This is a genomic window from Sulfuricurvum sp. (assembly GCF_028710345.1).
Lineage (GTDB): Bacteria > Campylobacterota > Campylobacteria > Campylobacterales > Sulfurimonadaceae > Sulfuricurvum.
Map to the genome: position 1 here is coordinate 160,590 of NZ_JAQTUH010000002.1, position 26,862 is coordinate 187,451.

Genomic DNA, 26,862 nt, shown 5'->3' on the forward strand with positions numbered 1-26,862 from the left:
AGAATGGAAACATTGATTATTAATAAACGCCGAGAACTACCTAAAGCTAAACGGATCATATGGGACATCATTACACTTTTACTTTGGGGCGGATTTATTTATTTATGGAAGCCGGTATTTCATATATTTTATCGTATTATTACATTAGGTGCCCCTGCGGAAGAGTTGGCCGATTGGATCTATGGTGAAATTCATAGTGTTACGTTTGAGCATGCGCTCTATATGCTGATTGGAACACCTATTGTATTGTTTATACTCTCTAGGCTAAATCACCATCAAGCTCCAAGTGAACATTTGATTTATCATTCAAGTGATTATTCTGAGTATTTTAATCTAGACGATACAGAGTTGGAGCAGGGTGTAAATAGCCAATTGGTTACAGTATACCATGATGATCATGGGCATATTATCCATTTGTCGGCTGATATTCAAAAAAATAACGAAGGATAATGAGCACTTTGGTATTACCCGCCCTCATTGGCAGACCCAAAGTCTCATTGGAAAAGTATAACAAATTTTATGTTCAAATAGTGATTAAATTTTAGTCATCTGTTATTTTTTAATATAATTAATAGATTATAGTGTATAAAAGTAATGGAGTAGGATGAAAACTAATGGTAAGTATAGGTGAAATATTCTCTGATTCGATTGAGATAAAAGGGTCAAAATTCATTTCGTTTTTGATACCGATGTCACAGTATGAAGTGCAGATGGAATATTTACGTATGCATCATCCCAAAGCAGTCCATTTTGTCAGTGCATTTCGTTATCTAAATGAGTTTGATCAAATTGTGGAACACGCTGGTGATGATGGTGAACCCAAAGGGACATCAGGAAAACCGACATTGAGTGTGTTGCAAGGACATGAGCTAATCAATGTGGCTATTATTACGGTACGCTATTTTGGCGGGACGAAATTAGGACCCGGAGGATTGGTGAGAGCGTATGCGGAAGCGGCAAATGCAGCATATGCACAAGCACAGCTGTTGCCGTATGAAAAACTTTTTATCCAAAAAATTGAATGTAATTACTCCAATGTATCGATGGTCGAATATGAGTGTACCCAAAAAAATATTCGAATACTCTCTAAGGTATTTGGTGAGATAGGAGCTATTTTTGAGATTGAGGGGACGGAGTATGATTTAAATCAACTTATAGTTGTACTTGGAAGATGTATACGAAGGATTGATGTATGAAGAAAGCTATTATCTATAGAGTTGCACTCTATTCTATTGCGACTATCATCGCATTTGGGATTTATCACCGCTCACAAGTCCCTCTCGAAACCGATCAAGAGTATTGTGATCGAACAGGACGTGTAAAAATTCATGACCGTTTTTTTAAATACGATGTTTATCAAAACAATGAGATGAAACCGATTGCGGATATGTTATCGAAAAATTGTAACGGTGATAATTATTGTGAAATCAATCACGCATATCAATATGTCGTGAAAATTCCTTATAAAGAGAGCAATGTAAGTCGTACTCCCTCCGATGTTATCAACCAAAATGGTGGAGATTGTGACGAAAAATCTTTTTTATTAGCAACACTCTTGCTTGAAATGGATCAACAATCTATTTTTATTACGACAAAAGATCACGCTTATCTCGCAATACATTTAAAAAATGAAGAACAACTAAAAGGTCCACTCTCCTATTTTATGATTCATGACAAACGTTATTATGTTGCAGAAACAGCCACAAACCAAGGTTATATTGGTCAGTATAATAAGATAGAAGAACGAGAAATTGATGGTATTTATGATATTGTTGAAAAAAAGGAGATTCCTTTAGATCAAGTAGAATACCATGTAAACAAAAGTTAATTTAAGAGTACGATATGATTATAATGAAATTGTTACTCTTTACTCCACAATTTCTCATTAAGTTTCAACTCTTCTACCAACCCTATTGTATATCGTAGGGTATTGATATACTCCATGGCTTGTTTATAATCAAGTAATGAGGTAAATACCGCTGGTTCAAACAAATCTTTTCCCGCACCGATACCAACATGAATATGATTATAGACAAACGAAATAAAAAGAGGATAGGAGATTTTTTTTTGAAATTCTACAATACGATTCATCATCGAATGGCTGAGAATATAGCGTGCTTCAATAGGGTCATTGCCGTAAACCACAAACTTTTTTTCAAACTCAGGATCATCCAACTGTATCACTTTGTCGCGTGATATATTTAAAGATTGAAGCCATCCCCCTATGAGGTTTCCAAAAGTTTTTTCAGCAAGATCAGGGAGTAGTACGGTTCTACTTTTAAAATGCTTATTAAATTCAGCGACAAGGAAAAGACCTCGAAAGAGGGTATGCCATTGAGTTCGTCCTTTTGAATCACGAGTTTGATATTCTGCATGGACATCAGAAAATTCGATAGGTACACCATCGATAGATCCTTTGACATAGTCGTTTCCTCTGTAACGATCAATAGAGTGGTTAAACAGTTGTGAACGCTCAAAAAGGGTTTGAGAAATCATCAAATCTGGATTATAAAGAAGATTCGAGTCGATTGCATTGATGAGAGGGGTAATCACTTTTTCTTTAAAATCTTTGGCATAGTTTTGAGTCATTGAGCGGTATATAATGGTTCCTACAGCAATAAAACCGATAGCGATAGCGATTGACATAGGGTGAAGTAGTCCAAAGGTTTTAGTGCACCATATTGCCACTAGTCCAAATAGTGCTAGCCCCATTCCCCCATACAATTTGAGACGGGAAGCAATTTCCTGTCGAGTTTTTTCAAGTTCATCTATCGAGGGATAGAGCTCTTTATAATAGTAGTCAGTGAGTTCAGAAAGGGTTTTCATGAACGATTAAATAAATCATGGACATTGACATTTTGACGCTCTGTAGTTGTAATTTCAAACAGTAATCGTCGTTGCAAATTCATCCACCCGGCAACTATATTGGTCGGGAACATCTCGATGGCGTTATTGAGATCGGTAACCGATTGGTTATAAGCACGGCGAGCCGCTGAAATTTGTTCTTCGATTTCGTTAAGCGTCCGCATTAAGTGCATAACGTTTTCATTGGCTTTAAGATCAGGATAGGCTTCCATCGCGATATTGATCGCACCGAGGGCAGAGGTGAGTTTGGCATCAAGAGCGATTTTTTGATCGTCACTAATCCCAGGTTTCATCGCCTGAGCACGGTATTCAGTCACTTTCTCTAACGTTGATTTTTCATGTTCCATGTACCGTTCCACCGATGCGACAAGGTTAGGGATGAGATCATACCGTTTTTTAAGGACAGTATCGACTCCGGCAAAAATATTATCAACTTGATTTTTTTTGCCGATAAGGGAGTTGTATATTAAAATTGCGATTAACGCAACAACACCGAGAATACTTAAAAAAACAGTCATGTAATTTCCTTTGGAAGTAATTCTCTATTTTAAGCGAAGTTTTCTAAAAAGAGGTTTATAGTTATCGTATTAGGAGGTGCATAATGCAAGTTAGTTCATATACATTTAAATCCCCTTATCCGCAAGCGATTCAGATAGGGCAACCTGATCCTAACAGTACAACAAAAGAGGATCAAGCGCAATCACCATTAGCCATGCAAAATGAGAAAAATAAAAGTTCCGATGCTAAGGTTAATCCAACACTGGATTCAGGGGTTACTATATCATTGAGTGCATTGCAAAGTGGAAATTCTCAGAGTGGTGTATCAGAATTCAAATCATTAGTAAATGTTAATCAAGCACAAAAAGCGTACACTCAACAAAATTAAAAAGTAGTGGTTGATAATATAGAGAGGGAAGATGGCGCAGCGGACGGGACTCGAACCCGCGACCTCCTGCGTGACAGGCAGGCATTCTAACCAACTGAACTACCGCTGCGCCTAAAAATGGTGGGAATTACAGGACTCGAACCTGTGACATCTACCTTGTAAGGGTAGCGCTCTACCAACTGAGCTAAACTCCCAAAATTTGTCTTTTTTCCTTAATACTTTGTCAAACTCTTTTTTTCATTTCGTCATGTACTTGATGTACACTTCCTCATTCAAAAAATTCGTTTTCCGCGTCTAAAGCAAAAAATCTTAAATTTCAAAAAAATCAAATAACAATATGGCGCAGCGGACGGGACTCGAACCCGCGACCTCCTGCGTGACAGGCAGGCATTCTAACCAACTGAACTACCGCTGCGCCTAAAAATGGTGGGAATTACAGGACTCGAACCTGTGACATCTACCTTGTAAGGGTAGCGCTCTACCAACTGAGCTAAACTCCCATGAGTTTAAAATTAAAATAACTTGAACAAGTGGCGACCCCTAAAGGATTTGAACCTCTGTTCCTACCATGAAGTGATAGTGTCCTTGGCCACTAGACGAAAGGGTCACTTAAAACTGTAAACATGGTGTCCCGTGATGGACTCGAACCATCGACCCCTTCATTAAAAGTGAAATGCTCTACCGACTGAGCTAACGGGACCTCTTCAATCATCGAAAATTCGAACGATTGTGAGGGCGAAATTATAGGGGAAAGATGATGTTTTGTCAAGGAGAAATGAGATGATGTTGATAAAAATCTTTTAAGACTCCTGTAAAGGGGGAATTTTACTAGAATTTTTAACTAAAAAATAGCTCTCTATCAATATTGAGTAACATTTTGACTGCCATAAGAACACTTTGTTCTTGGATATAGTTACGATCTCCTTCAAAAGCAAAACGTTCAGTATGGACACTGTTTTGTGAACGTGCGCTAATATAGACGGTTCCGACCGGTTTGGTTTCGCTCCCACCTGTTGGACCTGCGATACCGCTGATAGCGAGAGCAAACGCAGCATAACTGACGTTAAGTGCCCCCTCAGACATTTGGTTAACAACATCGGCACTTACAGCACCATGGGTTTCAAGCGATTCTTCTTCAACCGCAAGCCAGTTGGCTTTGAGGATATTATCATAGGTGATAAGAGAGCCTTCATATACAGAGGAAGCTCCGTTTTGAGAAGTAAAGAAGTAAGCGAGAGAACCTCCGCTGCAACTCTCAGCAAACGAGATTTTTTTCTCATGTTTGGAGAGTTTTTCGATGATATAAGCGGCAATGTTGGATGCGGCTATCACTTTATGGTGAAGTAGACCTTTGGCAGAGGCGATAAATTGTGCCATATTCCCATGTTTACGAGCTGTGATTTTTACCTTTACCCATCCTTCTACTAGTTCTGATAATTCGAGTTTGACATCAAAATTTTGAGCAAGCGGTTCGAGGAGTGCCGATACACTGGAGAGCTCTTCATTAAAGACATGTATCCATCCGCTTTTACTCTCATCATCAATGAGTACTGGAGGGAGTGTTTTCCCCTCATGAGCAAGCAGAACATTGATCTCAGAAGAATGGTGTGTCAAGAGATAACTTCCATTTTCCAAAATACTGGCACGGGAGGGGATAAGCATATTATCTTTTAAGACTTGGTTGTCTGCCGTAACGGTACTGAGCAATTTTCCAATGATAGTAAAGGTACTTTTAGTAGTAATAATTACTAATTTGGATTCGATTTTTAAGAGCTGTTCAAGGTGGAGAAATAATCCTTTATCGGACTCTTCAAAATAGCTTATAGAGTCAATGGCGGAGAGCTTTTCTTTGATGCTTCTCACGACATAACGCTCGAAGGGTTCATTTAAAATTAATCTATTGCCGACAAAAAGTACATCACGTCTCATCTGTTTATCCTTCAAAATTTATGGTTGCACGAAAACGAATTCATCCGTTTTCGTGGCAAGGAGTGAAGTCCTTTGCAATCCCCTAAAGCTACAAAAGCAGTGCTTTTGAGAATTATATTGTGAAGTAGTATAGCATAGCTACTCCTTACGACAGCAAAATTTAAACCCCTAAAAGCTATAATGCAAAACTTTTATATGCACATTATTAAGGGATCCAATGGATTATAAAGATACCCTCTTGTTACCACAAACTGAATTTCCGATGCGCGGGAATTTGATTAACAACGAACCACTTCGCTATGCATCATGGATTGCACAAGATGTCTACAGCCGTATGAAAACCAATCGTCAAGGGGCTCAAACCTTTACGCTTCACGATGGTCCACCGTACGCCAACGGTCATACCCATATCGGTCACGCACTGAACAAAATTCTCAAAGATATTGTGATTAAATACCACTATTTTAACGGTAAATCGGTCCGTTTTACCCCAGGGTGGGATTGTCATGGATTGCCGATCGAGCAACAAGTAGAGAAAAAGCTGGGTGGAAAACAGAAAAAAGAGGCTTTAAGTACCGCTGAAGTGCGTCAACTTTGTCGTGCTCATGCGCAGGAATTTATCGATATTCAACGTGATGAGTTTAAAAAATTGGGAGTTGTTGCCGATTGGGATAATCCCTATTTGACAATGGACTCTAAATTTGAGGCAAATATCTATCGTACCCTTTGCGCAGTAGCGAAAAAAGGGTTGTTGATAGAGCGTTCTAAACCGGTATTTTGGAGCTGGGCGGAGCGTACGGCACTCGCAGAAGCAGAAGTGGAGTACGAAGATAAAGAGGATTATTCTATCTACGTCGCGTTTGAACTCTCTGATGAAGCAAAAATACGTGCAGGAATCGAGGGTAATGCCGCCATCGTGATTTGGACAACAACGCCATGGACATTGCCAGCAAATACCGGTATCTCACTCAATCCTGATGAGGTGTATATCCGAACCAGTGATGGGTATATCGTGGCGCAAAAGCGTTATGAGGCAATGATTGAAGAGGGTGTTTTTAGTGGGACGGTTGTTCAAAAAATCGACGCCAAAAAATTTGAAAATCTCTACGCTATCAATCCGCTCAACGGTCGAGGTTCTCATCTAGTACTTGGTGAGCACGTTTTGATGGAGAATGGGTCAGGGTGTGTTCATACTGCACCGGGGCATGGGGAAGATGACTACCGTATCGGGCTTCGTTATAACCTCGAAGTGGTAATGCCTGTCGATGAGACGGGATGTTATGATAATACGCTAGTGCGTGAAAAACTACTTCCGAATCCAGAAAGCTTTGTAGGGATGCATATTTTTAAGGCGAATGAGCCAATCTTGGAGCTGTTGGGTAACAAAGCACTCAAAGTATCGAAATTTCGCCACTCCTATCCTCACTGTTGGCGTTCACATACTCCATTGATTTATCGTGCAACCAAACAATGGTTTATTAGCGTTGATGGAACACCTGAAGGTGAGAACAAGACATTACGAGAAATTGCACAAGCAGAAGTGGCAAAAACAGTATTTTATCCAGAAACGGGAAAAAATCGTTTAGGCTCGATGGTTGAAAATCGCCCTGATTGGTGTATCTCACGTCAGCGTGATTGGGGAGTCCCTATCGCATTTTTCCGTGTCAAAGAGACGGGCGAGGTAATTTTGGATGAGAAAGTTCTCAACTATATCGCGATGATTTTCGAGATGCACAGCACCGATGCGTGGTACTCGATGAGCATCGAAGAGCTTCTTTACCCCGGTTCAGGATATAAAGCGGACGAACTCGAAAAAGTCTCCGATATTCTCGATGTATGGTTTGATAGCGGTTCAACATGGAATGCGGTGCTCAAATCACGAAATTACGATGCGGGAACTTATCCTGCTGATTTGTATATCGAGGGGTCTGATCAGCATCGCGGATGGTTTCAAAGCTCACTTTTCCTCAGTACGGCAGTAGAACATGTTGCTCCCTATAAAGCACTTTTGACCCACGGATTTACCGTCGATGAGAAGGGTGAGAAGATGTCAAAATCCAAAGGGAACGTTGTCGCTCCCGAATCGGTTTTGAAAGAGTATGGTTCAGAAATTTTACGTCTATGGGTAGCGATGAGCGATTACCAAGGGGATTTGAAAATTTCGGGCAATATCCTCAAACAAACGGCGGAACAGTACCGAAAGCTTCGTAATACTTTTCGTATTATGCTCGCGAATCTCGATGGGCTCGAAGCAATCGTCCCCTACAGTGAAATGGGTGAGATTGATAAGTGGATTGTCTCTAAAGCTAAAGAGGTGTTTGATGAAACCCATCGTCTTTTCGGAGAATACAATTTCGTACACGGGATGAGCGGATTAAACTATTTCATCGTGAATGAACTCAGCGGTGTTTATATCGATATTACCAAAGATCGTATGTATTGTGATGCGGCAGATTCACGCGAACGTAAATCTTCTCAGAGTGCGATGGCAATCATTGCCCGCTCGATGTTAGGCCTTATCGCTCCGATATTGACCTATACGGCGGATGAGATTTTTGAAAACGCGCCATTGGTTATTCGTGGAGACGCAACCGATATTTTTGATATCACTTATACGGCTATCGAATCGGTTGAGAGCAGTTGGGATGATGCAGTGATGAAAGTGATTCGTGAGAAATTTAACGAAATCGTGGATGGGTTGAAAAAAGAAAAAGTAATCAAAAATACCCTTGAACTTGTTATTTCAACCACCTCTGAGCATGCCAAAGCGATGAAAAAAGCCGATATCGAAGAGTATTTAGTTATCTCCAAATGGTGTGCGTGTGAACTCAAAGATATTTTAGGGACGTTTGCGATAGAGGGGGATACATTTAATATCGCTCTCGCATCCAAAGCAAAATGTCCTCGTTGTTGGAAATATCACAGTGTTGATGAAGAGACGTTATGTGAACGTTGTGCGCAGGTTGTAGCCTAATGGTGGATGTAACTCAAGCGGTACCGATGAGTTTTATATTTGAGACAATCGGTGCTATTTTTGTAATCATTGCATTGGGGATTATGATGGTAAAACAAGCAAAAAAGAAAAAGGAATCTCTATGATAACTCTTAAAGAAGCATTGAAGCTCTCAAAAGAAGAGATTGTGCTACTCAAAGAAGAGCTTAAAGCAAAAATTGCGGCATATCCTGAACTCAATGCTTATATTGATGTTCTAAATGTCGGTGAGGGGATACCTATCGCGATTAAAGACAATATCCAAGTAAAGGATTGGTCGGTAACATCAGGTTCGAATATTCTCAAAGGGTATATAGCTCCCTATAATGCGACCGTAATTGAGAAGCTTTTGGACAATGGTCTATCACCGTTTGGGCGAACCAATATGGATGAGTTTGCGATGGGTTCGACTACTGAGAGTAGTTGCTATGGTAAAACACTTAACCCACTCAATCACAATTGTGTTCCTGGGGGAAGTTCAGGAGGATCGGCAGCGGTAATTGCGGCTGGACTAGCGGTTGCAGCTTTGGGGAGTGATACCGGGGGATCGATTCGTCAACCTGCGGCATTTTGTGGAATCGTCGGGATGAAACCTACCTATGGGCGTGTCAGCCGTTACGGTCTGGGTGCGTATGCGAGTTCACTCGATCAAATCGGACCGATGACCCAAAATGTCGAAGATGCGGCGATTCTTTACGACATCATACAAGGGCATGATCTTAAAGATTCTACTAGCTCTGAGCGAAACGATGGCAAAGTGAGTGATAAGCTTGATCCATCGGTTAAACTCACTATCGCTATCGTCCCTGATTATATAAAAGAGGCTCACGAGGATGTTCGTAAGGCGTATGCGAAAACTGTTCAAGCGTTAAAAGATGCTGGGCACACCATCGTCGAGAAATCGTTGATGGACCCAAAATACGATATCTCAGCCTACTACATCACGGCAACGGCAGAAGCAACGACCAATTTGGCACGTTATGACGGTATCCGCTACGGTAACCGTGTTGAGGGAGATAATCTCAAAGAGACCTATTTAAAAACCCGTTCTGCGGGTTTTGGTGCGGAAGTACAACGTCGTATCATGCTCGGAAATTTCGTCCTCTCATCAGGGTATTATGATGCCTATTATGTCAAAGCACAAAAAGTGCGTACATTGATTCAAGAGGAGTATAATAAGATTTTTGAAGAAGTAGATTTGATCCTCACTCCGGTTGCACCGCGTACAGCGTATGAATTTGGTGCTCTTAGTGATCCTTTGGAGATGTATTTGAGCGATATTTATACTATTTCGGTCAACCTCGCGGGGCTTCCGGCTATCTCTCTCCCCGTTGATATCGCTGAGAATGGAATGCCGGTAGGATTACAACTAGTCGCTCGTGCGTATGCAGAGCAAACACTTTTCAACGGGGCATTAAGTCTCGAAAACCAACTAAAAGGACTGTAAATGAATATTCGTAAACGCGCTCTTACTTTTGAAGATGTATTACTCATCCCTAAATACTCTGAAGTGCTCCCAAAAGAGGTGAGCTTAAAAACGATGTTGACCCGAAATATTCCTCTTAACATCCCGATGGTCTCTGCTGCGATGGATACGGTTACTGAATATCGTGCCGCAATAGCAATGGCACATTTGGGCGGTATCGGTATCATTCACAAAAATATGGATATCGAAACCCAAGTGAAACAGATTAAAAAAGTGAAAAAATCAGAGAGCGGTATTATCATCGATCCGATTTACGTCTATCCTGATGCAACACTCGAAGATGCTGAAGCGTTGATGAATGAGTTTAAAATTTCTGGTGTTCCTGTAGTGGATGAGCATAACAAGCTTTTGGGTATTTTGACCAACCGTGATATGCGTTTTGAGAAAGATCTCTCTAAATTGGCAGTCGATGCGATGACTCCTATGCCTCTTGTAACGGCAAAAGCAGGGATTACGTTGGCGGATGCTGAGCAAATGATGCACGTGAACAAAATCGAAAAACTCCCGATTATCGATGATAACGGATGTCTCAAAGGTCTTGTGACGATTAAAGATATCAAAAAACGGATTGAATATCCCAATGCGAATAAAGACGATTTCGGTCGTTTACGTGTCGGTGCGGCTATCGGTGTAGCTCAATTGGATCGTGCCCGTGCGCTTGTGGATGCGGGTGTCGATGTTTTGGTTCTCGATTCGGCTCATGGTCACTCAAAAGGGATTCTCGATACCGTTAAAGCAATCAAAAAAGAGATGGTTGTTGATATCATCGCCGGAAACGTTGCGACGGGCGAAGCGACGTTGGCACTCATCGACGCGGGTGCTGATGGGGTGAAAGTAGGTATCGGACCGGGGTCAATCTGTACAACTCGTATCGTAGCGGGTGTCGGTGTTCCTCAAATCTCGGCTATCGATGAGTGTGCGGCGGTTGGACGTAAACACGGAGTACCGATTATCGCTGATGGAGGTATCCGCTATTCTGGAGATATCGCTAAAGCTCTTGCTGTCGGTGCAAGCGTCATTATGGCAGGTTCACTCCTCGCAGGGACCGAAGAATCCCCAGGTGATACCATCATGTACCAAGGGCGTCAGTACAAATCGTACCGTGGTATGGGCTCAATCGGAGCAATGACCAAAGGTTCAACCGACCGTTATTTTCAAGAGGGGACGGCTGCTGATAAACTCGTTCCAGAGGGGATTGAGGGGCGTGTACCGTTTCGTGGAAGTATCGCGGCTGTAGTACATCAAATGATGGGTGGACTACGCTCTTCTATGGGGTATTGTGGAAGTGAGAGCATCGAAGCGTTCTGGGATAAAGCAGAATTTGTTGAGATTACCAGTGCAGGGCTCAAAGAGTCTCACGTACACGATGTTATTATTACCCAAGAGGCACCGAATTACCACGTATAATTTATATTCCGTTCGCCCTGAGCTTGTCGAAGGGTGGACTGTGGTTCGACAGGCTCACCACGAACGGGCTAAAATAGAGTTTATGAAATAAGGATTTTCATGCAATTACAAACCGAAGCATTACACGCTGGATACGATAAAGATACGCAACGAACCATGGCAGTACCGATGTACATGAGTACCGCTTTTGATTTTGGGAGTACTGATTTTGCCGCGAGCAGTTTTAATCTGCAACAAGGGACCGATAATGTCTATACTCGTGTAGGTAACCCGACTACTGCTGTTTTAGAAAAACGGTTCGCCGTTTTAGAGGGGGGAAGCGGTGCACTAGCAGTGAGCAGTGGGATGAGTGCGATATTTTACAGCATCCTCAATGTCGCACAAGCGGGAGATAATATCATCGTTGCTAACCAACTTTACGGCGGAACGGTGACACTCTTTTCTCAAACACTCAAACGCTTAGGAATTGAAGCGCGGTTTTTTGATATTCACTCACCTGATGCTATTGAAGCGTTAGTGGATGAGAAAACCCGATGTCTCTTTTTCGAGAGTATCACCAATCCGAGTATCGATGTTCCCAATTTTGACACATTAATCGCTATTGCAAACAAACACCAAATCCTCACGATTGTAGATAACACCGTCGCAACTCCTATGTTGTGTCAGCCGTTGTTATTAGGGGTGGATGTTGTGGTTCACAGTGCGAGTAAATACACGACGGGGCAGGGGCTTGCTATCGGCGGATTGATTGTTGAGCGACAAAACCTAGCTGAAAAAATCAAAGGGAATGTCCGTTATCCCGATTTTAATACCCCTGAGGTGAGCTATCACGGATTGGTGTTTGCCGATTCAGTAGTGAGCGGTATCTTGTTTACGTTTAGAGCACGAATGGTTCTTATGCGCGATACGGGAGCGGTATTAAGTCCATTTAATGCGTGGTTATTTATCCAAGGGGTAGAGACGTTGTCCCTACGGATGAAACAACACTCACAAAGTGCGCTACAAATTGCGCAGTGGCTTGAGAAACACCCTCGTGTCAAAAAAGTGAACTATCCACTCCTAGAGAGTGATAAAAGCTACGCTAATGCCCAAAAATATCTCACTAAAGGCTCTAGTGGATTGCTCAGTTTTGAAGTAGAAGACTTTGAAACGGCGAAAAAAGTGTTGGATAGTGTCGAGATATTTTCTATCGTAGCCAACATTGGAGATAGTAAGTCGATTATCAACCACTCTGCTTCGACAACCCATCAGCAACTCAGCCCCGAAGAGTTGAAAAAAGCAGGGGTGAGTGCAGGATTAATCCGTCTAAGTGTCGGCTTGGAAGATAGTGATGATTTGATTGCTGATTTGAAAGCGGCGCTCGACGCGTAAAGGGTACTATGTTAAACCTTCAAACACACAGTGAGCATTTTACCAACCCTCTCTATCTGGAGAGCGGTCGTATTTTGGAACCGTACGATATCGTTTATGAGACGTACGGTGTACTCAATGATGCCAAAGATAATGTCATTGTCGTGTGTCATGCCCTCACCGGTTCTCACCATGTAGCGGGAACGTATGAGGGTGATAACAAAGCCGGATGGTGGGATGGACTTATAGGTCAGGGAAAAGCGGTCGATACCGACAAATTTTTCGTGATCTGTACCAATGTCATCGGAAGCTGTTTTGGCTCGACCGGTCCGATGTCGATGCGTTATCCTTATAATGAACCGTATCGTTATAAATTTCCGGTGGTGAGCATCTTGGATATGGTCAAAGCACAGCGTATATTGTTTGATCGTTTAGGAATCCATGAAGTTCACGCTATTATCGGTGGGTCGATGGGGGGGATGCAAGCATTGGCATTTGGGGTGTTTTACCCCAATTTTGCGAAAAAAATCATTGCGATGGCGACCACAGCGGCTACACGCGATTGGGCAATTGCTTTTAATAAAGTTGCTCAAGAGGCAATTTTAAAAGATCCTGAGTTTAAAAATGGGTATTACGACCCGCAAACGATCCGAGAAAATGGACTCTCAGGGATGGCGATAGGGAGAATGGCAGGGCATATTAGCTTTTTATCTCACCAATCAATGGATAAAAAGTTTGGGCGTGAGTACAAACGTAATGATGGGCTATTTGAGTTATTCGGAAAATTCCAAATCGAATCGTATTTGGAGTACAATGGGTATAATTTTACCAAATGGTTTGATCCGTTATCGTATTTGTATATTACGAAAGCAATCAATATTTATGACCTTTCACGCGGGTTTGATTCACTCGAAGAGGCGTTAGGGAAAATCACGGCAGAACTTTATTTGGTAAGCTTTGAGAAAGATATCCTCTTTTTACCATCGGAGATGGAAGAGATTGCCTCTTGTATGCGTACTATAGGAAAAGAGAATTTTGATTACATCGAGATAAAAAGTGATTATGGACATGACGCTTTTTTAGTAGAAATCGATAAAATTGAGCACTATGTAAAGGATGCCTTATGAGTAATGAAGAGACGTTTGAGACCAAAATCACCAACGCAAAAACCATTTTAGAAAAACTGATGGATCCAGCATTGCCGATGAATGAGAGTGTCAAAGCGTACGAGCAGGGGATGAGTGAGTTGAAAATCGCCGAAAAAATGTTAGAGCAGGCACAACTGCAAATTCAAATCATCAAAAATCAGGATCAATAATGCGTTGTGCAATTTTACAACTTCCCTCTATCGGTATGGGGAATAAAACACTCGAAAATTATACCCGTGCCGCGAGTCAAAAAGGGGTAAAGCTGATGGTGTTGGGGGAATATCTTCTCAACCCGTTTTTTAAAGAGCTGATTCAAACACCGATTTCAATGATACGAGAACAAAGCAACCATCAAATCGAAACCCTCAAAGCGCTTGCAGAAAAATATGAGATGGTTTTTGTTGCCCCGATTATTACCGTCAAAAAGGGTGAATGTACCAAGATGATTGCCAAAATCACTGGACGTAGTGTGAGTTACTATCCTCAACAATTTTTGATTAACTATCCCCATTGGAATGAAGAGAAATTCTTTGCTAATCCGATAGAGGCAATCAAAGCTCCTATGATTTTTGGACTTAACGGATTTAAATTTGCCGTTATGGGGGGATTTGAACTCCATTTTGATCCCCTTTGGAGTGCTATCGACGCTAAAAATGTCGATGTAGTTTTGGTTCCGAGCGCTTCGACGTTTGAATCGCATAACCGTTGGCGTGAGTTGATTAAAACACGCGCATTTACCCATAATTGCTATATCCTCCGTGCCAATCGTGTCGGTGAATATTGTGATGAGAAACACGCATGGAAGTTTTATGGAGATTCTATGGTTGTCTCCCCCGATGGTGAGGTGGAAGCTGATTTGGGAAATACCGAAGAGCTTTTGATTATAGATTTAGACAAAAAAGCACTCAATGAATCGAAAAAAGGGTGGGGTTTTAAAGAAGCATTGAAAATGAGACGATAGTATGCACTATCTTGGATGGTTTTTCTTACTGTTCGCGATAAGCATCAATGCTAAAACACTAATATTAAATTCTGAACCTTCCTATGATCTCGCACCGTACGTAAATTATCTCGAAGATCCCCATCGAGATTTAAATCTCTCTAGTGTATTAGAATCCCCTTTTAAAGAAAGTACTAAAAACAGTATCAATTTTGGATTTACCCATTCGGCATATTGGTTTAAAATTACCCTCGATCGAACGGATAATGAAGCATCGAAAAAATGGTGGCTCTCTATCGCCTATCCATTGCTCGAAAAAATAGATATCTATCTCCTTTCATCGAATAACAGTGTTGTTGAACACAATGTACTCGGTTCATCCGTAGCACTGTTAGACCAACAGCTCTCTTTGCATAATTTTTTGACTGAGCTAAAATTGGGTCAAAACGAAAATATGACACTTCTGCTGAGAGTTCAAACCCAAGGCTCTATGCAGGTACCACTCACTATCTACTCTTCACAGGGCTACTTTGAGGAAGGTGAATATACGAATTTGATTATCGGGATATTTTATGGTATTTTTGTCGTTATCTTTTTGTATAACATTATCCTCTACTTTTATACGAGAGATGATAATTACATTCGATATCTTCTCTTTTTAACTACCTTTATTTTATGGCAACTCTCTTTTGATGGAATTGGGCGTACATATCTATGGAGTCAATCTTCATGGATGATTGAGTATGGTCCGGGCTTTTGGATTGCTTTTTCAGCTTTTACCTCTTTGTGTTTCGGCAAACGATTTTTGCAAACTAAAGACAATGCTCCTAAGGTTGATGTAGTGATTAAAATCATGATGGGTTTGAGTCTCATAATGACAGCTGTTTCAGCAATATTACCTTATTCTAAAACGATTGTTATAAATGCGACATTAGTGATATTGGTTCCAGTACTATTGTTAATATCAGGGATTGTAGTGATGAATAAAACACACCGTATCGCCCGTTTTTATCTTGCAGGGTGGAGCTCATTTTTAGTGGGGACTATTATTTTTGCTTTCAATAAATTTGAGTTAATCCCCAGTTTTTACGGCGTTAACCATGTCCAACAGATCGGTGCGGCCATAGAGATGGTTTTTCTCTCATGGGCATTGGCAGATCGTGTATTCAGACTCCAATTGGAGTACATTGACAAACTAAACAATCTAAATGATACATTGAGTCAAAAAGTGACTGAGTCGCTTGCGGAAGTTCGTAAAAAAGATGAATTATTTGTACAACAATCCCGTTTTGCAGCTTTGGGTGAGATGATTGAGCAGATTGCGCATCAGTGGAGACAACCGCTCAATACTCTCTCTTTAATCAACCAAAATCTTTATTTTAAACGTCAGCTGGGTGGATGCAGCGAAGAGTGTTGTGATGAATCACACGAACAATTTCAAGAACATTTGCAGTATATGTCCAAAACGATTGATGATTTTCGTAATTATTATAAAATGGATAAACGTAAAGTGGCAGAAGATATGACTGAAATTGCTAATATCGCATTACGGTTGAGTGCCGTATTGCTCAATGATGCTAAAATCAAATGGCGAGTGGATAGTCAGACAAGTCAAAAAGTGGTTTTAGCAAAAAATGAGATGATTCAAGTTTTTATGAATCTAATTAAAAATGGTCATGATGCTATTTTAGAACGTCACATTTCATCGGCTGAAATTATCATTACAATCTTTGAATCAGGAGAATTTTTAGAAGTTTGGGTTGAGGATAATGGTGGAGGGGTAGATGAAGCGATTATGGACAAAATATTTACAATCTATTTTACCACTAAGCCCTCAAGCCAAGGGACTGGACTAGGATTACACATGTGCAAGTATATAATTGAAGAGAGTTTTGGTGGGACAATTGGTGTTGAGAATAGTTCCAAAGGGGCACGTTTTATAATTCGGTTGCCTTTAAATAACGATGAGAACAACAAGGAAGAATAAGATGATGCACTATTTTCATAGACAAGTTCAATTATGGGGCGAAGAGACGCAGATGCAATTGCAATCCAAGCGTATTGCTATTATCGGTAGCGGAGGTTTAGGTTCATCGTTGGCATTTGCGTTGGGTGCTTCAGGGATTGGCGAAATACACATGGTTGATTTTGATACGGTGAGTTTGCACAATATCCATCGTCAAATAGCATTTAAAATGGGAGATGAGGGGAAATATAAATCGCAAGTGTGTGCTGAATTGATCCAAGCACGTTGCCCATATGTGAAAGCGACTGCACATGTAGGTAATTTTGAAGAGTTTTCCAAAAAAGATATTGCAGTTGATTTAATCATTGATGCGACCGATAATCTCCCCTCGCGCGGCGAAATAAATATGTATGCAAAATCCAAAGGTTTGCCGTGGGTGTATGGTTCAGTTGAAGCATTTAACGGTCAAGTTTGTTTTTTTGAAGAAGCCTCTTTTAATGAACTTTTTAAAATCACCCAAAAAACACCTGCGGGGATTGCTGCACCTATCGTTATGCATATTGCATCGTTGCAAGCAAATCTTGCGTTGCGCTATTTGGCGGGACTGAGCGTCAAAAAAGATAAACTTTATTATCTCTTTTTTAATGATGAAGGGGAATTGGTAACGCAAAAATTTGCATTACCTAAAAGTGAGAATTAAAATGCAGAAATATGTTTAGCAAGCGCGTCGATTTGCGCGTCATCAAGAGCTTTAGCCTGCCCTTGCATAACCGCTTTCATCTCTTTTCCATACGTTCCTGCTTGATACCCTTTTAATGCATCTTTGATTTGACTTTCACTGAAAGTCGCAATAATTTGAGATTTTCCAAGCGCAGCTTTTTCACCTTTTGCTCCATGACATGAAACACATTTTTGTCCAAATAAAGCACCTGCATCAACAGCTGTAGCCGTTGGAGCGGTAGGCTTTTCAGCAACAGTAGTCGATGGTTGCTGAGTAGTAGTTGTGGGTGGTGCAGATGCTTCAGGTGTTGAGAGATTATTTTCAACAACAGGCGTTGATGATACCTCTGTTGATGGTGCTTTTGAACCGGATTCACTGCACCCGAGTAAAAATAGCGCACAGGTGATAGATAATATGATTTTCATAAAGAGATCTCCTAATTTTGATTAGGACAGTTTAGACTATTTTAGTTTTAGTGGATATTAAAAAGAGGAAAAAAGAGGGAAATTTCGCACCGAAGTGCGAAAAACTACTAACTAAGTTAAACTTATTTAGCAGGTGTTGCTTCAGCAGCAGGTGCAGCAGCGTCAGCAGGTGCAGCAGCGTCAGCAGCAGGTGCAGTTGCATCAGCAGCAGGTGCAGCAGCATCAGCAGCAGGTGTTGCTTCAGCAGCAGGTGCAGCAGCTTCAGCAGCAGGTGCAGCCTCAGTTTTTGCAGACTCGCTGCATCCAATAAACATTGCAGCTAAAAGCATTGCAGAAACGATTTTCATCATGTGGAACTCCTTAAGAAATATGGCGGAAGTATACCATTAACTCCCTACCCTTTGTCAAGGGGTTTTAGGATTAATTTGAAATTATTTTAGCAAAACCCCTATTTATGGGAATTATTATACAAAAAAGTATTAAAACAGGAGATAATTTGATGTTAAATTTAGCGGTAAATTGGGCAACAGTGCGCTAGAATTTATCGTTTTTTTTTAAATCTAATTCTATTTCTCTCTCTTTTTGTTTATAATCCCATTCAATTTTTACTAAGGGTGTAGGTATCTATATGTATTTAAAATTTCGAATTATTGCGTTATTTTTGTTGTTGAGTGTTACGCTTCAAGCTGTTCAAAAGATACCGGTTTTGTGTTATCACCGTTTTGGCGCGGAAGTGACTGATTCGATGACGATTAAAACTTCTGCGTTTGCAGAGCAGTTAGAGTGGCTTAAAACACATGGTTATACTGTTATACCACTTGATACAGCGGTACAGTATATACAAGGTCAGGTTAAATCTATACCTGCCAAATCGGTTGTTATAACGGTCGACGACGGTCACAAAAGTGTTTACAGTGATATGGCTCCGTTAGTTAAAAAATATAAAATCCCTGTTACCCTCTTTATTTATCCAAGTGCCATTGCCAATGCAAAGTATGCAATGAACTGGGAACAGCTCCATGAATTAGAGACGACAAAACTGTTTCATGCTGAATCTCACACCTATTGGCACCCGAATTTCAAAAAAGAGAAGAAAAAACTCTCTCCTGAGGAGTACGCGAAGTTTGTTGATAAACAGCTTGGCGGCGCGAAGAAAAAACTCGAAGAGAAAACAGGACATGAGATCAAGTATCTCGCATGGGTATTTGGTATCTATGATGATGCACTTCTAGTGGATGCGAAAAAATCAGGATACGCTGCAGCGTTTACGATCGATCGTAAGCACGCCTCTTCAGCTGATAATGTGATGGCATTGGGACGTTATATGGTAATCAGCAAACATACGATTAAAGACTTCGAACACATGGTGGACGGAACGGAAGATCGAATGATTCCCTCTAAAAAAGAGATTATTGCGTATTGATTTGCTATAATATTCGGTAAAAAAAACCGAATATTAACAGGATATAAGAATATGGAAGTTGCTACTCTACCTAAAAGACCGTGGACGATTAAAATTTTTGTGCTTATATTTGGATTATTATTTGGGAGCAATTTAATCACCTTTTTTTTCGATTCGTCTAAGGCTTTGGTTTTAATTTATAATTTGATAATTCTAGTATCAATATATGGGATTTGGCAGGGTAGAAGATGGGCTAGAAACCTATTTTTTATTTTAACTATACCTTATATTCTTTTATTTGGAATTGCATCAGGTGCAACGATTTTCGGTTTTGGAAATCATGAAAGTATTTGGAATGAGCTCTATTTAGCTATTGCTATGCTTTCTATACCTTTTTTATTGACGATGATATTTTTGAAACCATCGAGAGAATGGTTTAATACTATTAATCATCAATCAGAGGAAACATTAGGTGAGTTTTCTTGGCAATTTCAATTAATGATTATTGTTATTTCAATCGGACTGGGCTTTTTAGCTATAGCTGTAAGTGCAAATTTTAATTTACTTCCATTGGCAAAACAGGTGCTTTTTCTAGAAAATAATCCATCAATTTTATTAAAAGTAACTATTTTATTGCTTTTGACGAACCTGAGTGTTTTTCTCGGAACTCTCGTCGTGCAAGTATGGTTTTGGCTGATTTTAGGAATTTGGAAAAAAGAGCACAAAATGTTGTTATGGCGTTTAATTGTCATAGGGACATTTTTTCCTCTTTTTGTTCAATATTTTGTTTTTGGTGAAAGTTTGAAAAACATAGGAATGCTTGGTGCCATTTTTGGAACAAATTTGCTTTTGATGAGTACTATCGCATATATTGGATTGGTTGTAGGAGACAAAATACGCGGATATTATATAAAGCTAAAGCAGTTAAATTGAATTCCTTCTTAGGAGTTTATAGGATGAAATTGCTATAATATAGGTAATTAATTCCATTACAAAGACTGTCCTTTGCATTTTGAACCATACCCATTTGAAAAACTCACCTCCCTTTTAGAGGGGATTACCCCTAATAGTGCCTATTCTCCGATTGCTTTGACCATCGGAGAACCGCAGTTTGAAACTCCCGCTTTTATCCAAAAATCGCTCGCTAAACACTCCGAAGAGCTTCGCCGTTATCCGAAAACGGCAGGGGAGGCGTACCTAAACGATTCAATGCGCGGGTTCGTCGAGAGTCGTTTCGGTGTCAAGCTCAAAGCGAATGAGCTGGTAAGTTCGTTCGGGACACGTGAAGTGCTTTTTAATTTTCCTCAGTACTATCTGTTTGATAAAAAAGAGGCTGTGATGGCGTATACCAACCCGTTTTATCAGATTTACGAGGGTGCGGCGATTGCGTCACGCGCACGGGTGATTCATCTCAACCTGACCGAAGCAAACGGGTTTAAGCCGATTGTTAATGAAGCACAACTTGCCGAATGTGATTTGGTCATCTTAAACTTCCCGAACAACCCGACAGCATCGGTTCTCGGTCTCGAAGAGTTGGGTGAGTGGGTGAAACTTGCCCTCAAGCACGATTTTTGTCTTATCAATGATGAGTGTTACAGTGAGATTTATACCAATCAAAAAGTCCCTTCACTTCTCGAAGCCTCTGTTTATGTCGGTAATACGTCGTTTAAAAACATCCTTGTCATCAACTCAATTTCTAAACGCTCTTCTGCACCGGGACTTCGTAGCGGATTTATCGCAGGGGACGCTGAGATTCTAAAAGGGTACGCGCAATATCGCACCTATGTCGGATGTGCTTCTCCACTTCCATTGCAAGCGGCGGCTGCTATGGCGTGGAGTGATGAGGTTCATGTGGCAAAAGCACGTGCGGTGTATGCTGAGAATTTTAAAGCGGCGCAGGAAGTTTTAGGGATTACAACCTCCGATGCGACGTTTTATGTATGGCTCAAAGTGGGGGATGCGTTGGAGTTTACCAAACGTCTTTATCGTGACTATAACGTGAAAGTTTTACCGGGGGAATTTTTGGCACGTGAGGACGCTCATGGGGAAAATCCCGGCATCGGTTATATCCGTATTGCTCTCGTCGAAGAGACGACACGTACTATCGAAGCACTACACCGTCTAAAGGAGGCACTGCATGGATGAGTTAAAAGCAAAAGTATACAAAGCGCAAAGTGAGGGGGATATCGCCTCATTGTATGTTCTCGAAGCGCAGGCGCATGAGACATTTGATGAAGATACCCTCATGGCGTTTTATGCCAATATCCTCGATTTGGCGTTGGAACGTATGACCAATGCGTTGGAGAATATGGAGCGTCTTGATATGAATGAGGTGCAAGATTTTGCGACCTTGCGGGCGTTGTATGAGTATGCGATTGAACATTACAGTGCGGGAAGTGCCCATGATGCGAGTGCGTTGTTTGAAGTGATCGGGGGATTGAGTAAGGATGAGCCGTTTAATACCGCGATGAAGATTCATCAAGCCGCGTGTGATGCGAAGATTCCGTTTGATGATTTTATCGAAGAGTATGTCGATATGAATGCGACTCAAAACGGCGGAAAATTTTATATCAGTTATTTTAAAAAGGAAATTTCACAATGAAAATCCACTTTATCGGAATCGGCGGAATCGGTATTTCGGGACTAGCAAAATACATGCGTTTTAGTGGGCATGAGGTGAGTGGTTCGGATATGAAAGATACCCATATCACAGAGCTGTTGCGCAAGCGTGGGATTAGTGTGTTTATCGGTCATGACGCACACAATATCCCCGAAGATTGTGATTTGGTGATTCACTCAGCGATTATCAAACCCACCAATTCGGAAGTGGTTGAGGCAAAGCGTCGCGGTATCGAAGTATTGCACCGACGGGATGCATTGCTCCGTATTCTCAATGAGAAAAAAGTATATGCCGTATGTGGTGCGCATGGAAAAAGTACGACCACGGCGATTTTAGCGGCTATCATGGATGGGAGTGCGATTATCGGTGCGGAGTCTAAAGGGTTTGGTTCAAACGTCCGTTATGATGGGAGTACCGATGTGTTGTTGTTTGAAGCGGATGAATCGGATGGGAGTTTTCTAAACTCCAACCCGTATTGCTCTATCGTCACCAATGCGGAACCTGAGCATATGGAGTATTACAACTACAATATCGACGAGTTTCACCATGCTTATCAACGTTTTATTGAGATGGGGAGCGTGCGGGTACTCAATGCTGAAGACCCGTTTATGGCAACTCTCACCTGTGATGCGTTGCGTCTCTATCCGAGTACCGATATTACGAACATTACCTATACGCTCATCGATGATGAACCTTATACCCGTTTTCATCTCAAAGGGTTCGGTGAGTTCGAGGTGTGGGGATTCGGTGAACATATCGCGATGGATGCATCTTTGGCGATAATGGCGGCGGCTCAGAGTATGAGTATCGCCTCTATCCGTGTCCATTTGCTCAATTTCAGAGGGATTAAAAAACGTTTTGATGTGATTTTTAAAGGCTCTGATCGTGTCATCGTCGATGATTATGCCCACCATCCGACCGAAATCAAAGCGACAATGCAATCGCTCAAAACCTATGCCGAACTCAAAGGGTTTAAACGGGTTATTGCGATTTGGCAACCTCATAAATATTCACGCACCGTGGATAATTTACCGGCATTTATCGAGTGTTTCGAAGGGGTGGATGAACTGGTTATCCTCCCTGTATGGGCGGCGAGTGAAGAGCATCGCGATATCGATTTTGCGGGGAAATTTAGTCGTTATAACCTGATTTTAGCCGATAAACTCCACCGTGCAGGCGATACCATCGAGGTAATAATCGGAGATAGTGTCCATACCACGTACGATAAAGATCTCATCGTCGGTTTCGGAGCAGGGGATTTGACCTATCAACTTCGGGGAACCAAGTGAGATTATACGCTCGATGAGTCACCTCTCTACTAATCTCACTGAGCTTTTTGCGAAGCTCGATCTTCTTGCGCATCTGCAAGCACTGGAACATTTTTTCTCCCGTTCTCAAAGCATCGCACTCCAAGGTGACCAAGAGCGCCATTTTCGCTACATCGATGCACTCGATGCGTTAGAGTTTAAAGCACCTCCGAAAAGTGTCTCGTTTGAGGGGAGTATTAACCATCTCAAAAAACAGGGTGTTTTGCGGTTTGAGGATATTTTCGAGATTATTAAAATCGTCCGTTATTTTCGTCATTTGCGTAATCATGAGTTTTCCGGTTTAATCGGCGAATGGATGGAGACGATTCGTATCCCCGAACAATTTAGCGAGATGGATGAGTTTTTCGATGAGGGGGGGAATTTTATCGAATCGCGTGATGAGGAACTTCATAGAATTGGACATCGGATAAAAGCGATTAAAACCGAGATTAACGAATCGATGAAACGGCTCTTGCACACCCAAAAACTTCACCCTTATCTCGTTGATACCCAAATCCACTATATTAATGACGAAGAGTGTTTGTTGGTACGGGGCGGTTTTAATCACGTCCTCAAAGGCTCTATCGTCGGACGGACGGGGGCAGGGTTTTTCTATGTTGCTCCCGATTCAGTGCTCAGGTCTAAAGAGCAGTTGCGCTATGTGAATCAAGAACGAGACACGCTACTCTATGCCTATGCGAAAAAATTTAGTGCGAAACTCTCTCCTCTCGTCCCTTTTATCGGATTTATTGATCGTGAGTTCGAACGGTATGATCACTATCAAGCGCGTGTTTTATTTGCCCGTGCTCATAACTACGCGATTCTCAAACCTCAAAACAACAGTGCTGTGATTCTCGAAGAGTTTTCCCATCCCGCCATCGCCAAACCCAAACCCATCAGTGTCGAGTTTCGCGGTAACTTGCTCATGATTACTGGGGTTAATGCGGGGGGTAAAACGATGCTTCTCAAATCGATCATTAGTGCATGTGCAATGGCGAAATATCTCATCCCGATGAAAATAAACCCCCACAAATCACGGATAGGGAGTTTCAAACGTCTCGAAGCGGTCATTGACGATCCTCAAAGCGTGAGCAACGATATCTCCACCTTTGCGGGGCGGATGGTGCAGTTTAGCCATCTATTCGAGCACAAAAGTGCCCTTGTCGGGGTGGATGAGATCGAACTCGGAACCGACAGCGACGAGGCGGCGGCACTCTTTGCCATCGTCCTCGATGAGCTGATCAAACGTGGTCAAAAGATCATTGTCACCACCCACCACAAACGGCTCGCCGCATTGATGGCGGATCGCGATGATGTGGAGCTGATGGCGGCATTGTACGATGAAGAGCGCCGTCTTCCGACCTATGAGTTTTTACAAGGGGTGATCGGCAAGAGCTACGCGTTTGAAACCGCCGCCCGATATGGGATTAACCCTGCCATTATCACCCGCGCCAAATCGCTTTACGGTGAGAACCACGAAAAACTGAGCGTCCTGATTGAGCGCGGCAGTGAGTTGGAACGGGAGCTGAAACGGAAAAACCGCGAGGTGGACGAGCGGCTCGAAACCCTCAAATCCCAAGAAGCGGCACTCAAAGAGGCGAGGGAGTATTTGCGCGTTGAGCTGGATGCTGAGAAATCGAAACTTCGCGCGGGGTATGATGAAGCGATCCGCGAAGCCAAAGAGGCGGCGCGGGGTCATGATATGGCGGCAATCCATAGACAGCTCAACAAGGCACAGGCGAAACTCCCGAAACCAGAGCCGATCAAAATCGCGGAACCTGAACCGATCCGTTATGAAGTAGGGCAGAGCGTAAAATACCGCACTCAGCGCGGAACAGTCGTCAGCGTCGGAGCCAAAGATGCGATGATCGAGGTGGAGGGGATGCGTTTACGGGTCAAACTCACCGATTTAAAACCCAGTGGCAACCTCCCGAAAAAACCGAAGGTGACGGTAACGTCGCAGATCGAGCAAAAAAGCGGTCTGAAACTTGATCTTCATGGTCTGCGGGGCGAAGAGGCGTGCGAGCGGATGGATAAGTTCCTCTCCGATGCGCTCTTGCAGGGATTCGATGAGGTGATTATCTATCACGGGATCGGAACGGGTAAACTCTCCTATGCGGTCAAAGAGTTTCTAAAAGCTCATCCGAGTGTCAAAAGCTTCACCGATGCCCCTCAGCATTTGGGGGGATTCGGGGCGAAGATCGTCCGTCTCTAAGTATCCGCCGTCATTCCCAACTCGATTGGGAATCCATTTCTCCGTCATCCCGTGCTTGATACGGGATCTATCCCCTTTCCCCTTGCAAACTTTCGCATTTCATAGTAGAATCTTTAAAAATATGTTATCAATTGTTTATATAATCAAGTGAGGAATTTTATATTGCGACACTATATATTTATAATCATTTTCGTATTTAACTTATCTGGTTGTTATACACTTAACCAAGAAAAGTTAGAAACATATGTAACCAATAATGTTGCGTCTGGAATGAGTCTATCGAGCGTATCAATATATTTGGAAGAAGATGGTTTTACATGTGATAGCCAAAGTTTCAAGCCAATAATATCATGTACAAGATCATTTAATAATTTTTTGACTCTACAAAATTGTCAAGAGCGAATTAATCTTTATCCTGATCAAACTTATACAAATGTTGAAAAAGTTGAACCCATGCAAATAATGTGTGTTGGTTTCTGATCCCTCATTCCCACTTTCGGAGTGGGAATACAGACTAATGCTACACATTGACACTTAGGAGAGTGGGCGCGAGTTACAAAAAAGTTATATTGGAGGGATGGATAAATTCTATGTATAGATATTTTTTTATTATTGTGAGTATATTTATATATTTTACATCTATGCAAGCTTCTCAAATTGTAGAGTCTACTGATATCGGAGGAAAAGTTGGTATTGTACGTGCCGAACTAATGGAGATTGAGAAAAATGAGTACGTAACGTATGCAGAAATACGTTTATTTCATGATCAAGCTACTATCCCATTTCAAAGGATTGCAGTCGATGTTGAAATTGAAAGACCATATTTTGAATTCGTTGATCTTAATGGTGATACTTATAAAGATTTAGTGTTTTATCGAACATGTGGTGCTGGATACCAATGTGTCGGCCCATTTCCATTCGCCGGCGATGTATATATATTTAATCCTGATAGAGAGAGATTCGAAGCACTTTCAGCTCTTTCTGAACGAGGTGAAGTTCAGTCAGCTAAGAGAAAAGGCTGTGCTACTGTCTATTACAAAAGTGGTCTTTCTGGGTATACAACAGAAACTTGGTGTATTGATAAACGTTCATGTAGTGGTTGGAAACTAAAGTCACTTGATGGTGGCGAATAATAAAATAGAAAAATCTTGCCCTCGTTCCCACTTTACAAGTGAAAATGCAGGTGGTTGCTACACACTCACA

At 41.6% G+C, this 26,862-nt stretch carries 26 protein-coding genes and 6 tRNA genes; 21 read left to right on the top strand and 11 right to left on the bottom strand.

Going from position 1 to position 26,862, the window contains the following annotated elements; translation table 11 throughout:
• Nucleotides 1-3 precede the first annotated feature (3 nt).
• The 3 genes from pgaD to PHC76_RS03340 all read left to right on the top strand — a co-directional run bounded on the left by pgaD (nt 4) and on the right by PHC76_RS03340 (nt 1,828).
• The gene (pgaD, locus tag PHC76_RS03330) at nt 4-450 is read left to right on the top strand and encodes a poly-beta-1,6-N-acetyl-D-glucosamine biosynthesis protein PgaD (RefSeq protein WP_299972335.1); all 447 of its coding nucleotides are present in this window, start codon (nt 4-6) and stop codon (nt 448-450) included.
• A gap of 164 nt (nt 451-614) precedes the next feature.
• Nucleotides 615-1,196 (top strand): YigZ family protein, encoded by a 582-nt coding sequence (locus PHC76_RS03335; protein ID WP_299972336.1) that lies wholly within the window; start codon nt 615-617, stop codon nt 1,194-1,196.
• Nucleotides 1,193-1,828, top strand: coding sequence for a hypothetical protein (locus PHC76_RS03340; RefSeq protein ID WP_299972338.1), 636 nt, complete (start codon nt 1,193-1,195; stop codon nt 1,826-1,828). Before PHC76_RS03335 ends, PHC76_RS03340 begins: the two co-directional genes overlap by 4 nt.
• Before the next feature lie 32 nt (nt 1,829-1,860).
• Here the strand turns inward: PHC76_RS03340 and PHC76_RS03345 are convergent, their stop codons facing one another.
• On the bottom strand, nt 1,861-2,826 hold the full coding sequence (locus tag PHC76_RS03345) for a DUF3137 domain-containing protein (RefSeq protein WP_299972340.1): 966 nt from the start codon (nt 2,824-2,826) through the stop codon (nt 1,861-1,863).
• Nucleotides 2,823-3,383: a LemA family protein gene (locus PHC76_RS03350; protein ID WP_299972342.1), complete on the bottom strand. Its 561-nt coding sequence runs from the start codon at nt 3,381-3,383 to the stop codon at nt 2,823-2,825. The genes PHC76_RS03345 and PHC76_RS03350 overlap by 4 nt, the downstream gene beginning before the upstream one ends.
• Before the next feature lie 83 nt (nt 3,384-3,466).
• Between PHC76_RS03350 and PHC76_RS03355 the strand changes: the two genes are divergently transcribed.
• Nucleotides 3,467-3,751, top strand: a complete 285-nt coding sequence (locus PHC76_RS03355) for a hypothetical protein (protein WP_299972344.1) — start codon at nt 3,467-3,469, stop codon at nt 3,749-3,751.
• Between the two features lie 32 nt (nt 3,752-3,783).
• Here PHC76_RS03355 and PHC76_RS03360 read toward each other — a convergent pair.
• From PHC76_RS03360 to PHC76_RS03390, 7 genes are all read right to left on the bottom strand, one after another.
• A tRNA-Asp gene (locus PHC76_RS03360) sits at nt 3,784-3,860 on the bottom strand.
• A 9-nt stretch (nt 3,861-3,869) separates the two neighbouring features.
• Nucleotides 3,870-3,945, bottom strand: a tRNA-Val gene (locus PHC76_RS03365).
• A 144-nt stretch (nt 3,946-4,089) separates the two neighbouring features.
• Nucleotides 4,090-4,166 (bottom strand) — tRNA-Asp (locus PHC76_RS03370).
• A 9-nt stretch (nt 4,167-4,175) separates the two neighbouring features.
• Nucleotides 4,176-4,251: transfer RNA gene (locus tag PHC76_RS03375), tRNA-Val, on the bottom strand.
• 31 nt (nt 4,252-4,282) lie between these two features.
• Nucleotides 4,283-4,358 (bottom strand) — tRNA-Glu (locus PHC76_RS03380).
• 17 nt (nt 4,359-4,375) lie between these two features.
• A tRNA-Lys gene (locus PHC76_RS03385) sits at nt 4,376-4,451 on the bottom strand.
• 137 nt (nt 4,452-4,588) lie between these two features.
• Nucleotides 4,589-5,680, bottom strand: a complete 1,092-nt coding sequence (locus PHC76_RS03390) for a CinA family protein (RefSeq protein ID WP_299972346.1) — start codon at nt 5,678-5,680, stop codon at nt 4,589-4,591.
• 217 nt (nt 5,681-5,897) lie between these two features.
• Between PHC76_RS03390 and ileS the strand changes: the two genes are divergently transcribed.
• The 10 genes from ileS (at nt 5,898) to PHC76_RS03440 (ending at nt 17,669) form a co-directional block, all read left to right on the top strand.
• Nucleotides 5,898-8,654 (top strand): isoleucine--tRNA ligase, encoded by a 2,757-nt coding sequence (gene ileS, locus PHC76_RS03395; protein ID WP_299972348.1) that lies wholly within the window; start codon nt 5,898-5,900, stop codon nt 8,652-8,654.
• Complete coding sequence (locus tag PHC76_RS03400) at nt 8,654-8,779, top strand: hypothetical protein (protein ID WP_299972350.1); 126 nt, start codon at nt 8,654-8,656, stop codon at nt 8,777-8,779. The genes ileS and PHC76_RS03400 overlap by 1 nt, the downstream gene beginning before the upstream one ends.
• Complete coding sequence (gatA, locus tag PHC76_RS03405) at nt 8,776-10,119, top strand: Asp-tRNA(Asn)/Glu-tRNA(Gln) amidotransferase subunit GatA (protein WP_299972351.1); 1,344 nt, start codon at nt 8,776-8,778, stop codon at nt 10,117-10,119. The genes PHC76_RS03400 and gatA overlap by 4 nt, the downstream gene beginning before the upstream one ends.
• Complete coding sequence (gene guaB, locus PHC76_RS03410) at nt 10,120-11,565, top strand: IMP dehydrogenase (protein WP_299972352.1); 1,446 nt, start codon at nt 10,120-10,122, stop codon at nt 11,563-11,565.
• A 99-nt stretch (nt 11,566-11,664) separates the two neighbouring features.
• Nucleotides 11,665-12,936, top strand: a complete 1,272-nt coding sequence (locus PHC76_RS03415) for an O-acetylhomoserine aminocarboxypropyltransferase/cysteine synthase family protein (protein WP_299972354.1) — start codon at nt 11,665-11,667, stop codon at nt 12,934-12,936.
• An 8-nt stretch (nt 12,937-12,944) separates the two neighbouring features.
• Entirely contained in the window at nt 12,945-14,042 is a 1,098-nt protein-coding gene (locus tag PHC76_RS03420; protein WP_299972356.1) for a homoserine O-acetyltransferase, read from the top strand.
• Entirely contained in the window at nt 14,039-14,233 is a 195-nt protein-coding gene (gene xseB, locus PHC76_RS03425) for an exodeoxyribonuclease VII small subunit (RefSeq protein ID WP_299972358.1), read from the top strand. Before PHC76_RS03420 ends, xseB begins: the two co-directional genes overlap by 4 nt.
• Entirely contained in the window at nt 14,233-15,024 is a 792-nt protein-coding gene (locus tag PHC76_RS03430) for a carbon-nitrogen hydrolase family protein (protein WP_299972360.1), read from the top strand. The genes xseB and PHC76_RS03430 overlap by 1 nt, the downstream gene beginning before the upstream one ends.
• A 1-nt stretch (nt 15,025) precedes the next feature.
• The gene (locus PHC76_RS03435) at nt 15,026-16,990 is read left to right on the top strand and encodes a sensor histidine kinase (RefSeq protein WP_299972361.1); all 1,965 of its coding nucleotides are present in this window, start codon (nt 15,026-15,028) and stop codon (nt 16,988-16,990) included.
• A 1-nt stretch (nt 16,991) separates the two neighbouring features.
• On the top strand, nt 16,992-17,669 hold the full coding sequence (locus PHC76_RS03440; protein ID WP_299972362.1) for a HesA/MoeB/ThiF family protein: 678 nt from the start codon (nt 16,992-16,994) through the stop codon (nt 17,667-17,669).
• Here the strand turns inward: PHC76_RS03440 and PHC76_RS03445 are convergent.
• Nucleotides 17,666-18,115, bottom strand: a complete 450-nt coding sequence (locus PHC76_RS03445; protein ID WP_299972364.1) for a c-type cytochrome — start codon at nt 18,113-18,115, stop codon at nt 17,666-17,668. The two genes, PHC76_RS03440 and PHC76_RS03445, sit on opposite strands and share 4 nt — an antisense overlap.
• A 122-nt stretch (nt 18,116-18,237) precedes the next feature.
• Entirely contained in the window at nt 18,238-18,465 is a 228-nt protein-coding gene (locus tag PHC76_RS03450) for a hypothetical protein (RefSeq protein ID WP_299972366.1), read from the bottom strand.
• 278 nt (nt 18,466-18,743) lie between these two features.
• On the opposite strand from PHC76_RS03450, the gene PHC76_RS03455 reads away from it, so the two are divergent.
• The 7 genes from PHC76_RS03455 (at nt 18,744) to PHC76_RS03485 (ending at nt 26,792) form a co-directional block, all read left to right on the top strand.
• A complete protein-coding gene (locus PHC76_RS03455) occupies nt 18,744-19,538 on the top strand; it encodes a polysaccharide deacetylase family protein (RefSeq protein ID WP_299972368.1) in 795 nt (264 codons plus the stop codon).
• 51 nt (nt 19,539-19,589) lie between these two features.
• The gene (locus PHC76_RS03460) at nt 19,590-20,450 is read left to right on the top strand and encodes a hypothetical protein (protein WP_299972370.1); all 861 of its coding nucleotides are present in this window, start codon (nt 19,590-19,592) and stop codon (nt 20,448-20,450) included.
• A 72-nt stretch (nt 20,451-20,522) separates the two neighbouring features.
• Nucleotides 20,523-21,662 (top strand): succinyldiaminopimelate transaminase, encoded by a 1,140-nt coding sequence (locus PHC76_RS03465; protein ID WP_299972372.1) that lies wholly within the window; start codon nt 20,523-20,525, stop codon nt 21,660-21,662.
• Nucleotides 21,655-22,119 carry a hypothetical protein gene (locus tag PHC76_RS03470; RefSeq protein ID WP_299972374.1) on the top strand — a complete coding sequence of 155 codons (465 nt, stop codon included), beginning with the start codon at nt 21,655-21,657 and terminating at the stop codon, nt 22,117-22,119. Before PHC76_RS03465 ends, PHC76_RS03470 begins: the two co-directional genes overlap by 8 nt.
• Nucleotides 22,116-23,426: a UDP-N-acetylmuramate--L-alanine ligase gene (gene murC, locus PHC76_RS03475; RefSeq protein ID WP_300209794.1), complete on the top strand. Its 1,311-nt coding sequence runs from the start codon at nt 22,116-22,118 to the stop codon at nt 23,424-23,426. The genes PHC76_RS03470 and murC overlap by 4 nt, the downstream gene beginning before the upstream one ends.
• Nucleotides 23,427-23,439: 13 nt before the next feature.
• Entirely contained in the window at nt 23,440-25,659 is a 2,220-nt protein-coding gene (locus tag PHC76_RS03480; protein ID WP_299973012.1) for an endonuclease MutS2, read from the top strand.
• 590 nt (nt 25,660-26,249) lie between these two features.
• Nucleotides 26,250-26,792, top strand: a complete 543-nt coding sequence (locus PHC76_RS03485) for a hypothetical protein (RefSeq protein WP_299973009.1) — start codon at nt 26,250-26,252, stop codon at nt 26,790-26,792.
• The last annotated feature ends 70 nt before the right edge of the window (nt 26,793-26,862 follow it).

What these genes read in the sequence shown, in the direction of transcription:
- PHC76_RS03340 (WP_299972338.1), top strand. Translation starts at nt 1,193, where the DNA reads ATGAAGAAAGCTATTATCTATAGAGTTGCACTCTATTCTATTGCGACT.
- PHC76_RS03390 (WP_299972346.1), bottom strand. Translation starts at nt 5,680, where the DNA reads ATGAGACGTGATGTACTTTTTGTCGGCAATAGATTAATTTTAAATGAA.
- PHC76_RS03485 (WP_299973009.1), top strand. Translation starts at nt 26,250, where the DNA reads ATGTATAGATATTTTTTTATTATTGTGAGTATATTTATATATTTTACA.
- PHC76_RS03455 (WP_299972368.1), top strand. Translation starts at nt 18,744, where the DNA reads ATGTATTTAAAATTTCGAATTATTGCGTTATTTTTGTTGTTGAGTGTT.
- PHC76_RS03440 (WP_299972362.1), top strand. Translation starts at nt 16,992, where the DNA reads ATGATGCACTATTTTCATAGACAAGTTCAATTATGGGGCGAAGAGACG.
- PHC76_RS03415 (WP_299972354.1), top strand. Translation starts at nt 11,665, where the DNA reads ATGCAATTACAAACCGAAGCATTACACGCTGGATACGATAAAGATACG.
- guaB (WP_299972352.1), top strand. Translation starts at nt 10,120, where the DNA reads ATGAATATTCGTAAACGCGCTCTTACTTTTGAAGATGTATTACTCATC.
- PHC76_RS03355 (WP_299972344.1), top strand. Translation starts at nt 3,467, where the DNA reads ATGCAAGTTAGTTCATATACATTTAAATCCCCTTATCCGCAAGCGATT.
- murC (WP_300209794.1), top strand. Translation starts at nt 22,116, where the DNA reads ATGAAAATCCACTTTATCGGAATCGGCGGAATCGGTATTTCGGGACTA.
- PHC76_RS03350 (WP_299972342.1), bottom strand. Translation starts at nt 3,383, where the DNA reads ATGACTGTTTTTTTAAGTATTCTCGGTGTTGTTGCGTTAATCGCAATT.
- ileS (WP_299972348.1), top strand. Translation starts at nt 5,898, where the DNA reads ATGGATTATAAAGATACCCTCTTGTTACCACAAACTGAATTTCCGATG.
- pgaD (WP_299972335.1), top strand. Translation starts at nt 4, where the DNA reads ATGGAAACATTGATTATTAATAAACGCCGAGAACTACCTAAAGCTAAA.
- PHC76_RS03435 (WP_299972361.1), top strand. Translation starts at nt 15,026, where the DNA reads ATGCACTATCTTGGATGGTTTTTCTTACTGTTCGCGATAAGCATCAAT.
- PHC76_RS03335 (WP_299972336.1), top strand. Translation starts at nt 615, where the DNA reads ATGGTAAGTATAGGTGAAATATTCTCTGATTCGATTGAGATAAAAGGG.
- PHC76_RS03480 (WP_299973012.1), top strand. Translation starts at nt 23,440, where the DNA reads ATGAGTCACCTCTCTACTAATCTCACTGAGCTTTTTGCGAAGCTCGAT.
- PHC76_RS03420 (WP_299972356.1), top strand. Translation starts at nt 12,945, where the DNA reads ATGTTAAACCTTCAAACACACAGTGAGCATTTTACCAACCCTCTCTAT.
- PHC76_RS03445 (WP_299972364.1), bottom strand. Translation starts at nt 18,115, where the DNA reads ATGAAAATCATATTATCTATCACCTGTGCGCTATTTTTACTCGGGTGC.
- xseB (WP_299972358.1), top strand. Translation starts at nt 14,039, where the DNA reads ATGAGTAATGAAGAGACGTTTGAGACCAAAATCACCAACGCAAAAACC.
- PHC76_RS03450 (WP_299972366.1), bottom strand. Translation starts at nt 18,465, where the DNA reads ATGATGAAAATCGTTTCTGCAATGCTTTTAGCTGCAATGTTTATTGGA.
- PHC76_RS03470 (WP_299972374.1), top strand. Translation starts at nt 21,655, where the DNA reads ATGGATGAGTTAAAAGCAAAAGTATACAAAGCGCAAAGTGAGGGGGAT.
- PHC76_RS03400 (WP_299972350.1), top strand. Translation starts at nt 8,654, where the DNA reads ATGGTGGATGTAACTCAAGCGGTACCGATGAGTTTTATATTTGAGACA.
- PHC76_RS03460 (WP_299972370.1), top strand. Translation starts at nt 19,590, where the DNA reads ATGGAAGTTGCTACTCTACCTAAAAGACCGTGGACGATTAAAATTTTT.
- PHC76_RS03345 (WP_299972340.1), bottom strand. Translation starts at nt 2,826, where the DNA reads ATGAAAACCCTTTCTGAACTCACTGACTACTATTATAAAGAGCTCTAT.
- PHC76_RS03430 (WP_299972360.1), top strand. Translation starts at nt 14,233, where the DNA reads ATGCGTTGTGCAATTTTACAACTTCCCTCTATCGGTATGGGGAATAAA.
- gatA (WP_299972351.1), top strand. Translation starts at nt 8,776, where the DNA reads ATGATAACTCTTAAAGAAGCATTGAAGCTCTCAAAAGAAGAGATTGTG.